We start from the raw sequence: 11,560 nt of genomic DNA on the forward strand, positions 1-11,560 counted from the left end.
GAATAGAATCAAAATGGAAGAGTGATAGTTGTGAATTGGATAAAAAGATTACTACATTTTTTAAAGGCGGACGTTGATGATCCAATTGATAGTAAAACGACTCAAATCCGACAAAACAAACATATTGAAGCGAGAGTTACATATGAGTACCCAAAAGGGAAATTTCGATTTCCAATCATTCCAGACCAAGAAATCAGAAAGCCAGAAAAGGCAGAAACTAGGCGAACTCAGCAAACAAGAAGTTCACAACCAAAAAGGAATTCTAATCCAAAACAGGTTGTTAAGTTACAGGAGAAACAACCCTTTCGCCCAACTGAAACGCCTTCCCCAGTATATGGTCTAAGTAAGCCGAAGCCTCATGAAATAGTAGAATTTGAACTGCCTTCAAAACCTATCACGGATACGGAATCAATTGCTAGGGCATGGAAGGAAGCTCAAGAAGAGGTTGCTTCTACTATTCTACGAACTGAGCAACTTGAACTGGAACCACAGGTTGTGTCTGATGAAGCAAAACTGCAACAGGTTGCTAGCTTTGCTAATGAGTTAATCAGGGAAGAAGAATTAATCAAGGAAGAACCAGTTTATACTGACGTGATAGAAGAGATAGAAGAGATAGAAGAGATAGAGGAGATAGAGGAGATAGAGGAGATAGAGGAGATAGAGGAGATAGAAGAGATAGAAGAATCACTACAACCTATAGAAGAAATACCTGTGGAGCCTGGAGTGGAAAAAAATGAGGAAACTGTGGAGAATATCGACCCGCCAGTTGAACAGACGGAGAACCCTGAACGAGCAAATACGGAGCCAAGAAGGTCCAATATTCCTTTTAATGTTTTAATGTTTAAAAAGGATAAACAAAAATTGCCGCAAAAGGATACAAGCCAAGTAAGTCAACCAGCTCCAAAAGAGCTTATCGAATCTGAAAGAAAACAAGATCGACCAATCATACAGGAAACCTCTAAACAACAGGAACAACCAATGAAGCGGGAATTAGAATTGCATCCAGAAGACGAAGAGCAACTCCATGGATATTCGTTTCCAGGTCTCTCATTTTTAAATTCACCACCTGCCCAACAGCAGGACGATAGTCAGTGGCTATTGGAACAGCGGAATATATTGGACCAAACTCTTCGGAATTTCAAAGTCCGTGCAAAGGTCGTGAATGTAACCCAGGGCCCTGCTGTTACTAGATTTGAAGTACATCCAGAGCCTGGGGTAAAAGTAAATAAAATTACAAATCTATCAGATGATATTAAATTAAGCTTGGCTGCTAAGGATATTCGAATTGAAGCACCAATACCAGGGAAAAATACAATTGGAATTGAAGTGCCAAATAAAAAAAGTAAAGCTGTGCTTTTAAAGGAAATTATCCAAAGCTCAGAATTTACATCAAATAAATCACCATTAACGGTGGCAATGGGTCTTGATATTTCTGGTAAGCCGATTGTGACGGATTTACAAAAGATGCCACACGGATTAATTGCAGGTGCAACGGGATCTGGTAAAAGTGTATGTATCAATGCAATGCTTGTTAGTTTACTTTATAAGGCTTCACCAGATGAAGTAAAGCTTCTTTTGATTGATCCAAAAATGGTGGAGCTTGCGCCATATAATCATATTCCTCACCTTGTGAGCCCTGTCATTACAGATGCAAAGGCCGCAACGGCAGCCCTTAAGTGGTCAGTTGAGGAAATGGAAAGAAGATATGAATTATTTGCCCATTCCGGTGTTCGTGACATTAGCAGATACAATGAAATGGTGAAAAAGCATGATGAAAAAAGTGGAAAGCTTCCATATCTCGTCATTATCATCGATGAGCTTGCCGATTTAATGATGGTGGCACCAGGAGAAGTGGAAGATTCAATCTGCCGGATTGCACAGAAAGCAAGAGCGTGTGGAATCCATTTAATTCTTGCAACGCAAAGACCATCAGTTGATGTAATCACAGGTTTAATAAAAGCAAATGTCCCAACACGTATTGCATTTTCAGTGTCATCACAGGTCGATTCTAGAACAATCATTGATTCAAGTGGGGCAGAAAAGCTGCTTGGTAGGGGAGATATGCTATTCCTTGAGAATGGCTCATCAAAGCCTTTCCGTGTCCAAGGAAATTTTGTTTCTGATGATGAAATCGAAGCAGTTGTTGATTATGTAAAAGCTGAAATGAAACCGAGTTATATGTTTGAGCAAGGCGACCTTTTAAAGAAGGCTTCCATTTCAAATGATGAGGATGAATTATATTTAGAAGCATGTGAGTTTGTTTTAGAACATGGAGGGGCATCCACCTCAAGTGTACAAAGACGTTTCAGAATCGGCTATAATCGGGCAGCTCGTTTAATTGATATGATGGAGGAACAAGGAATTATCTCTGAATCTCGTGGTAGTAAACCACGTGAAGTTTTAATTACTGAAGAAGACTTAGCGGATCTCCATGAAGGCTGATAACTTTTGTTATCGGCTTTTATGTTTTAGTCAAAAAGTCCTAAATAAACACTAAACGATATAAAAATCAGCGTAGCTAAAGGTTAATTCTATTGTCCTCCGTTCATAATAAGGATAACCCATCCCACTCCTATACTTGTTTTGTGGGACATCCTACATATTTTCGACGAAATTCTAGGCATTTTTTCGTAATGGTCTTCACCATTGATTAGTGCTATAATGAAAAAATGTGAGATGATTGTATGTACATAAAATTCGATTTTCTAATAGCACCTATCTCAAAATAATGGGTACAATTATCAAAACTAGATGAATTTCATATACTGTCTTACAGATAGACATTGTTGGAGGTTCTTTATATGACAGTTTACCACTTCGTTGGAATCAAAGGTACTGGCATGAGTTCATTGGCACAGATACTTCATGATATGAATTTTGAAGTTCAAGGGTCTGACCATGAAAAATTTTATTTCACACAAAAGCCTTTAGAGGAACGAGGAATAAAGATTTTGCCCTTTGATAAGGACAATATTCATGAAGGTCTGACAGTTATTGCCGGGAATGCCTTTCCTGATACTCATGAAGAAATAGTAAAAGCGAATGAAATGGGGCTACCTGTTATTCGATATCACCGTTTCTTAGGTGAATTTATGAAAAAATATACGAGCGTTGCTGTAACCGGCTCCCATGGAAAAACTTCGACGACGGGCTTACTTGCACATGTCTTGCAAGGAGCAGAGCCCACTTCCTATTTAATCGGTGATGGAACAGGGATGGGATCTGAAAATAATAAAAACTTTGTATTTGAAGCATGTGAATACAGACGACATTTCTTAAGCTATCACCCTGACTATTGCGTTATGACAAATATTGATTTCGATCATCCGGATTATTTTGCGAATGTTGAAGATGTATTTAATGCTTTTCAAGAAATGGCGCTTCAGGTGAAAAAGGGAATTATTGCATGTGGCGACGATGAGTATCTTCAAAGCATTCAGGCAAAAGTTCCTGTTGTTTTCTATGGATTTGGTGAAGAAAATGATTTCCAGGCGCGTAATATTAAAAAAAGCACGGAAGGAACGACCTTCGACGTGTTTGTACGTAATACCTTTTTCGCATCTTTTTCAATTCTTGGATACGGAAACCATAATGTGTTAAATGCTCTAGGAGTTATTGCACTCTGCCATTATGAAAATATTGATGTATCGATTGTTCAAAACCGTTTATTAAGCTTCCAGGGTGTGAAGAGGAGATTCTCTGAGAAGCGGGTTGGAAATCAAATCTTAATTGATGACTATGCACATCATCCAACCGAAATCAATGCGACCATTGAGGCTGCACGTCAAAAATACCCTGACCGTGAAATAGTGGCGGTTTTCCAACCACATACTTTTACAAGAACACAAACATTTTTAGATGACTTTGCGGCAAGCTTAGAAAAGGCAGATCAAGTATATCTTTGTGATATTTTCGGCTCGGCACGTGAGAACAAAGGAGAACTTTCGATCGTTGACCTACAGGGTAAAATACCTGGAGCGGAGTTAATAAAAGAGGACAATACATCTATCCTTAAAAAGCATGAGAACAGTGTGCTTATTTTCATGGGCGCAGGAGATATTCAAAAATTTCAAGACGCATATGAAAAAGTGTCAGTTTAAACGAAAAAAGGGACCTTGCGATTCAAATCGCAAAGGTCCTTTTTCGATTATTTAAGATTTTCTGGATTTAATGGTTTAAGTTCAGGGACGACGAAACGGCCATCTTTACGAATTAGCACATCATCAAAATACATTTCCCCTCCACCATATTCAGGTCGTTGGATATTGACCATATCCCAGTGGATATTTGAGTTGTTTCCGTTGTAGGCATCCTCATATGCTTGTCCTGGTGTGAAGTGGAAGCTTCCATCGATTTTTTCATCAAATAGAATGTCTTGCATTGGATGTTGAATATATGGGTTTACCCCAATTGCAAACTCACCAACATAACGTGCCCCTTCATCCGTATCAAGTATCTTATTAATACGCTCTGTATCGTTGGAAGTTGCCTCAATAATTTTCCCATCCTTGAAAGTTAGTGAAACATTTTCAAACGTAAAGCCTTGATATGGTGATGGTGTATTATAGGTTAAAGTACCATTGATTGAATCACGAACAGGCGCAGTATATACCTCACCATCCGGGATGTTCATTTCACCAGCACATTTGATTGATTTGATTCCTTTAATGGAGAAAGTAAGGTCAGTACCTGGACCGGTAATGCGAACCTTATCTGTCTTATCCATAAGCTCAACAAGCGCATCCATTGCATTGCTCATTTTCCCGTAATCTAAATTACAAACATTATAATAAAAGTCTTCAAACGCTTCCGTGCTCATTTTTGCAAGCTGAGCCATTGAAGAATTCGGGTAACGAAGAACGACCCATTTTGTCTTTGGAACACGGATTTCACGATGCACTTTTTTTCCGACTGTATTTCCTTCAATTTTCATTTTATCATCTGGAACATCTGCAAATTCATTAATGTTATCTCCAGAACGTAAGCCGATATAAGCATCCATCTTACTCATGACTTTTGCTTCAAAATCCGCTTTCATCTCAAATTGCTTTTCCTGTGCTCCAAGTAATAATGCACGGTCAACCTGATGGTCCTTTAATGATACAAATGGATATCCACCTGCTTTATATGCTTCATTAATTAATGCAATCACGAGTTCACGCTGCAAACCAAAGTTTTCAATTAGTACTTTTTCACCTTCCTTGAGGCGTACAGAATAATTAATTAAATTGCGAGCGAGTGTTTCAATACGTGGATCTTTCATGATTATTGCCTCCATATCCTATTTGCTTATGTACATACTTATTGTAACCTAATAAAAGAAATTTGTTTATTAAATAAAATGAAGTGAAGGAATTCAAAGGAATAATGTCGAAAGTTAAACAATAGGGGTATATGATTAATTATGGTAAAAATCGGGTAAGAAAGATATAAGGAGGTGCACCACGAATGATTCTTATCGTATACATAAGCGTCGCGGTAGTAGCAGTGGCATTTTTAATTTTAGTTATTTATCTCTCAAGAACACTACGTTCTCTTCAAATAACACTGGATAATGTGGCGGGAACCTTATCTGGGTTAGAAAAACAGATGGAGGGTGTAACAAGTGAAACGACAGAGCTATTGCATAAAACAAATAAGCTTGCAGAAGATATTCAACAGAAGTCCGAAAGTTTAAACACTGTCGTTAATGCTGTTAAGGATGTCGGAACTTCGTTGCAACGTTTCAATAAATCAGTAGGAAATGTGACAGAAGAGGTTGCCGTGCAATTAGAGAAAAACAAGACCAAAATCTCACAGGTAGTCCAAGTAGGGAATGCTGTAATAGAGATTTGGGATAAATGGAAAGATAAGAAACAAAAGCATGACAAAGATTTTTCAAATTAAGGAAAGGGGATAGGATACAATGGGAAAAAATAATGGCTCAAACTTTATTCTTGGAACAATCGTTGGTGCAGCAGTTGGAGCTGCGACTGCATTATTTCTAGCACCAAAAACAGGTCAGGATTTGCGCAGACAACTTAATGACCAAGCCTCTGTTGTAAAGGAAAAAACAAATTCTTTAACTAAAACGTTTTCTGAACAGTCTAATCAAATTTTAACGAAAGTAAAAGACTTTAAAGCTCCTACTGGGGAAAGCAGCCAGGAAACAGAAACGGTTGTACCTGTGGATACAACTATAGAAGATACAGTTGAGGAACATGTTGAAAATAAAGAGTTGTTCCAGGAAAAGCTAGCTGAAGCACAGCAAGCTTTAACAGAAGCAGAAAAAAATACACAAACAACGAATTATTAGGAGAGATGGAAACATGGGGAAAATAAAGGTCGAAACAATCGAAGAATTTAATAATGTACTTGAAAAAGAAAATAACTTTATTTTCATTAAGCACAGTCTAACATGCCCAATTAGTAAAGCTGCATTTGATGAGTATGAGCAATTTGTAGCCGAACATGAGGATGTACCGACTTATTATCTTAATGTACAAGAAGCAAGAGATCTTTCTAACCACATTGCGGAACACTTTGAAATTAAACATGAATCACCACAGGCACTGCTATTTGAGGATGGCAAGGTTAAATGGAATGCCTCCCATAGAAATATTACAAAAGAATCATTAGGAACAGCTGGCAAATAAGAAAAGTGCAAGGCGTCGCTAATCGGCGACAAATATAAGACGAGCCTAACCTTCCGAAGTGATTGGCTTATTACCAAAGAGCTGATGGCGCCTGGAATTAGACATCGGAAAAAAAGTCCATGGTCATCAACCATGGACTTTTTGCTTTATAGTGAAGATCTGTCTGGCCAAATAATGTCTAATTGATCCCCAGGTGAGAGGACATCATAAAATGTGCATTCCTCTCCGTTTTTTAGAAGCATAAACCTTCCTGCTGATCCTGTGGGTAATTGAATATCGACAAAACGGAATAAATCCTGAAATATAAAAGGTTCCACTTCTTTCGTTGTCATTTGAAGTTGATCCCCGTGTTTAAGAAGATCATCCTCGTGAAGAAGCTCCCCATTACGAAAAAATTCATGTAATGGCTTATTGAGAGATATCATTTTCTCCCGAAAGAATACTTGAATTGAATAGTCCAATTGAATTTTTTGTGATTCTGCAAATTGATTTAAGGTCGGGGCTGTCCCCTGTTTGATTTCAAAAGAATCTAGATTATTAAATGGTGCATGTATGGAAACTTTAGCTCCATTTCTCATTAGTTTTCCAGAAAACGGTTCTAGCTGAATGTTTTGATCGTTTAAAGAAATGGTAAATCTATTTACCAATTCATCACGTAATGGATAAGTGCTTGTCCGGAAGATTTCTTCGATTGTTTCCGGAAAATAAAATGAAATATCATCATGATCATGAACAAAGCTTTCTGGACTGGCTATTTGATGGTTTTGCTTGATAGTCGCTGTTATCACCATTTCTTCGCCATTCAGGTAAATCCTTTTTTGAGGAATATCGTCGATAAGGTCTTTTATCATCACGGTAGCTTTTGTACCATCTTTTCCTTTACTCACTATGATTTCGTCACCATTTATAATTTCATCCTCAAGTGAACACGGATTCCCATTTTTTAGAAGAATAGGTGATTCGCCATATCCTCCAGGAATTGTCACAGACTGGTGGTTTACCCTTACGATCATTGCCATTCCAGGTTTTCCGTAAAGCTTATGTAGTTTAATTCCAGCTGCAAGTATGCTATCTCCAACAGTAAGGCGTTTCATTTCAAAAAGCCTCACTGCCTTTTGATTGACTGTTACATTGACATAGTGGACAGGTGATTGACTTGAAGCAACTGCAATCCCAATTGGTGTTACGAGTTCAGGGCCTTTTTGAATATGATCAGTCATTTCAACCTGGTTTATTGCATCAATACCGCGAATTGCAACACGGTTTTCAGGTAAACCTAGTGAATGCGCAAGCCGTTTTGGAAGTTCGGGAGTTAAGCTGCCTCCACCAACGAGCATGACAGCTTTGGGAGATTTACTTTTATTTAAATGAAGTATTTCGTCCCGAATCGATTCTGCTAATTTATCAATTGAGGCAGAAATATTGTCAATTACTTCATCCTTTCTGATTTCCGTTTCAAAGCCAAGAATGTCAACAACTTGAATGGTATCATTCGTTAATAAATCACGTTTGGCTTGTTCGGCTAGTGGGAAGTCGAGGAGAAGCTGGTCGCTAATTGCTTCCGTAATTTCATCCCCTGCAATTGGTACCATACCATAAGCAATAACAGTTCCTTCATCTGTAATGGCAATATCAGAGGTCCCTGCACCAATATCAACTAGTGCGACATTTAATCTCCTCATTGATTGTGGGATGAGTACATTAATGGCGGCAATTGGCTCAAGGGTTAGTGCCTGCATTTCAAGGTCTGCCCGATGCAAAGCAGATATTAAGGATTCGACAACTACCTTAGGAAGGAAAGTCGAGATGATCTCAACACTGGCTTCATCCCCTTGCTGGTCGATTAGACTACCTATTTCTTGATTGTCTAAGAAGTAGTGGATTACGGAGTAGCCAACACAGTAGTAGTCATAGCTTTTTTCTGATTGATTTTTTTCGGCTAATGCATATTGAGCTTTTTGAACAGCGCTTAACTCTAAATGCAAAATATCTTCTTTTTGAATCAAGGGTTTTGAGGAAATCTGAATTTTTTCAGTAGAGCGTTCCGTTTTTAAGGCTCTTCCAGCAGCGGCAACGGCTGCATTTGTTAATTTACCATGCTTTTCCTCTAGTATTTCTTTGATTTCACGTATTACATTAGAGACAGCAATAACATCATGAATTTGCCCATCGACCATGGCTCTTTCTTTATGTTCACGAATTACAATATCAATCATTTTATATATAGAACCCGTTTTTTTAACAATAAGTCCGACGACAGAACGTGTCCCAATATCAAGTGCAAAAATTGTTGGATTTTTTTCCATTGTGTATTCACCCATGTTTACAAGAATCATAAAACGCTTTATTGCTTAAAAGCGTTTAAGTAATAAAAAATTTAGTGACAGATTGAATGATTTCGTTTATAATGAATTCTAATTACTTGAAATGTATCATATTTTCGGTTAAATTGCGACATTATAAAGCTTTATTCAACAGAACTGAATAAAGCTAAGCCTTCGGCGGATGTCACAGATTTTTCAAGGAAAGTTTTTGAGCAGTAAGAACAAAGACTAAAAACGCCACATCCTGTGGGCCTAAAAAATCTGGACACAAATATGCCAAGGCACATTTGATTTTATTTGAGAAAGGAAGAGTGAGATGAGTAAAGCAGTAGAATTAGATAACCTTCGCGACAGAGTGGAAGAAATTAATCTTGAAATTCTTAAATTGATTAGTGAACGCGGCAAATTGGTTCAAGAGATTGGAAAAGTAAAAGAAACACAAGGTGTAAATCGCTATGATCCTGTACGCGAGAGAACAATGTTAAATAATATTTTGGAACATAATGAAGGACCATTTGAAACATCTACCATTCAACATATCTTCAAAGAAATCTTTAAAGCAGGTCTTGAGATACAAGAAGATGATCATCGTAAAGCTCTCCTTGTTTCACGGAAGAAAAAGCCTGAGGACACAATTGTAGATGTGAAAGGTGTAAAAATTGGTAATGGTGCACAACAGTTCATCGTTGGTCCATGCGCTGTTGAAAGCTATGAGCAAACAGCTGCAGTTGCACAAGAAGCGAAAAAATATGGATTACGCTTACTTCGCGGTGGAGCCTTCAAACCAAGAACATCTCCTTATGACTTCCAAGGATTAGGACTTGAAGGTTTACAAATTTTAAAACGTGTTGCTGATGAGTTTGACATGGCTGTTATCAGTGAAATTGTCAACCCAGCGGACATTGAAGTTGCTTGTGATTACATTGATGTCATTCAAATTGGTGCACGAAACATGCAGAACTTTGAATTATTAAAAGCTGCTGGTTCAGTTAAAAAGCCTGTATTATTGAAACGTGGATTGGCTGCAACGCTTGATGAGTTCGTAAATGCTGCTGAATATATCATATCTCAAGGAAATGACCAAATCATTCTTTGCGAAAGAGGTATCCGTACTTACGAAAAAGCTACTCGTAATACATTAGATATTTCTGCGGTTCCAATCTTAAAACAAGAAACACACTTACCAGTATTTGTTGACGTAACACACTCAACTGGACGTCGTGATTTATTATTGCCATGTGCAAAAGCGGCTCTTGCAATTGGAGCAGATGGTGTCATGGCGGAGGTACATCCAGATCCTGCAGTTGCTTTATCAGATTCAGCACAGCAAATGGATTTTGATCAATTCGAAAAATGGATTACAGAACTAAAGGCATCTCAAGCGGTTCGTGTATAGTTTTCATTTAAACCTCCTACTACTATAGTGGGAGGTTTTTTGGTCTTTTTTTAACGAATTTGTTAAAAAGTGCACAAAGTAATTGCCCTAATAAACTAAGTAGCGTATGATAATTTACATAAAGTAAGCAAATATGACATTTGTTTGTATAAAAAAGTTCATACTACATATAAGTGAATGAACTTGAAATAAGGAGTGCTGTCAATGAATGTGACAATCTATGATGTAGCAAGGGAAGCCAATGTGTCAATGGCAACAGTATCACGAGTTGTAAATGGTAACCCAAACGTAAAACCAACTACACGAAAAAAAGTACAAGAGGCAATTGACCGTTTAGGCTATCGTCCAAATGCTGTGGCCCGTGGACTAGCAAGTAAAAAAACGACAACAGTCGGGGTTATCATTCCAGATATCTCAAATATTTTCTACTCAGAGCTGGCTCGTGGAATTGAAGATATTGCGACAATGTATAAATACAATATTATCCTTAGCAACTCGGACCAAAACAAGGATAAAGAATTTCATCTTTTAAATACAATGCTTGGTAAGCAGGTTGACGGTATTGTCTTTATGAGCGGAAATATTACTGAGGAACATGTAGCGGAATTTGAAAAATCTCCTGTACCAATCGTATTAGCAGCCTCAGCGGAAAGCTCAAACTCAGTCCCAGCCGTTACCATTGATGTCGAACAGGCATCTTATGATGCGGTTATGGAATTAACAAAAAGAGGCCATCAAAAAATTGCCTTTATTAGTGGGCTATTAACTGAACCGATCAATGATGAAAAGAAATTAGCTGGTTATAAACGTGCAATCGAGGATGCCGGACTTTCTTTCAAGGAAGAATTTGTAATCGAAGGTGATTATACTTACGATTCAGGTATTGAAGGCTTCGAGAAAATACATGAATTAGCTGATAAACCTACAGCTGTATTTGTTGGCTCAGATGAAATGGCATTAGGTGTTATCCATAGTGCGCAAGATTTAGGCTATTCGATTCCGGATGATATAGAAGTGATTGGCTTTGATAATACACGTTTAGCTCTGATGGTGCGTCCACAGCTAACATCAGTTGTTCAACCAATGTATGACATTGGTGCAGTGGCAATGAGATTATTAACGAAGTTGATGAATAAAGAAAATGTTGATGATCAAATTGTAGTATTACCACACCGAATTGAATTTAGAAAATCAACGAAATAATA

9 protein-coding genes are annotated in these 11,560 nt (G+C 37.8%); 7 read left to right on the top strand and 2 right to left on the bottom strand.

Translation table 11 applies throughout. The annotated features are described in order from the left end of the window. The first annotated feature begins 30 nt into the window (after window positions 1-30). Both V7112_RS21495 and murC read left to right on the top strand, forming a co-directional pair. Complete coding sequence (locus V7112_RS21495; RefSeq protein ID WP_438823934.1) at window positions 31-2,442, top strand: DNA translocase FtsK; 2,412 nt, start codon at window positions 31-33, stop codon at window positions 2,440-2,442. A gap of 359 nt (window positions 2,443-2,801) precedes the next feature. After that, window positions 2,802-4,100, top strand: coding sequence for a UDP-N-acetylmuramate--L-alanine ligase (gene murC, locus V7112_RS21500; RefSeq protein WP_335423606.1), 1,299 nt, complete (start codon window positions 2,802-2,804; stop codon window positions 4,098-4,100). Between the two features lie 47 nt (window positions 4,101-4,147). Here murC and V7112_RS21505 read toward each other — a convergent pair whose 3' ends face one another. Continuing rightward, the gene (locus V7112_RS21505; RefSeq protein WP_335423607.1) at window positions 4,148-5,263 is read right to left on the bottom strand and encodes an aminopeptidase; all 1,116 of its coding nucleotides are present in this window, start codon (window positions 5,261-5,263) and stop codon (window positions 4,148-4,150) included. A 185-nt stretch (window positions 5,264-5,448) separates the two neighbouring features. Here V7112_RS21505 and V7112_RS21510 point away from each other — a divergent pair, with 185 nt between their 5' ends. From V7112_RS21510 to ytxJ, 3 genes are read left to right on the top strand one after another with little or no spacing between them, the layout of a single operon-like run. Then, entirely contained in the window at window positions 5,449-5,886 is a 438-nt protein-coding gene (locus V7112_RS21510; RefSeq protein ID WP_335423609.1) for a DUF948 domain-containing protein, read from the top strand. 19 nt (window positions 5,887-5,905) lie between these two features. Next, complete coding sequence (locus tag V7112_RS21515) at window positions 5,906-6,295, top strand: YtxH domain-containing protein (RefSeq protein WP_335423611.1); 390 nt, start codon at window positions 5,906-5,908, stop codon at window positions 6,293-6,295. Window positions 6,296-6,308: 13 nt separating this feature from the next. Next, window positions 6,309-6,635 (top strand): bacillithiol system redox-active protein YtxJ, encoded by a 327-nt coding sequence (gene ytxJ / locus V7112_RS21520; protein ID WP_335423613.1) that lies wholly within the window; start codon window positions 6,309-6,311, stop codon window positions 6,633-6,635. 146 nt (window positions 6,636-6,781) lie between these two features. On the opposite strand, the gene V7112_RS21525 is transcribed toward ytxJ, so the two are convergent. Continuing rightward, complete coding sequence (locus tag V7112_RS21525; protein ID WP_335423614.1) at window positions 6,782-8,941, bottom strand: cell division FtsA domain-containing protein; 2,160 nt, start codon at window positions 8,939-8,941, stop codon at window positions 6,782-6,784. Window positions 8,942-9,275: 334 nt separating this feature from the next. Between V7112_RS21525 and V7112_RS21530 the strand changes: the two genes are divergently transcribed. Both V7112_RS21530 and ccpA read left to right on the top strand, forming a co-directional pair. Next, entirely contained in the window at window positions 9,276-10,355 is a 1,080-nt protein-coding gene (locus tag V7112_RS21530; protein WP_335423616.1) for a bifunctional 3-deoxy-7-phosphoheptulonate synthase/chorismate mutase, read from the top strand. A gap of 204 nt (window positions 10,356-10,559) precedes the next feature. After that, a complete protein-coding gene (gene ccpA, locus V7112_RS21535; protein WP_335423619.1) occupies window positions 10,560-11,558 on the top strand; it encodes a catabolite control protein A in 999 nt (332 codons plus the stop codon). The last annotated feature ends 2 nt before the right edge of the window (window positions 11,559-11,560 follow it).

The organism is Bacillus sp. JJ1566, assembly GCF_036962685.1.
In the GTDB taxonomy this organism is placed as follows: Bacteria; Bacillota; Bacilli; order Bacillales; family Bacillaceae_L; genus Ferdinandcohnia.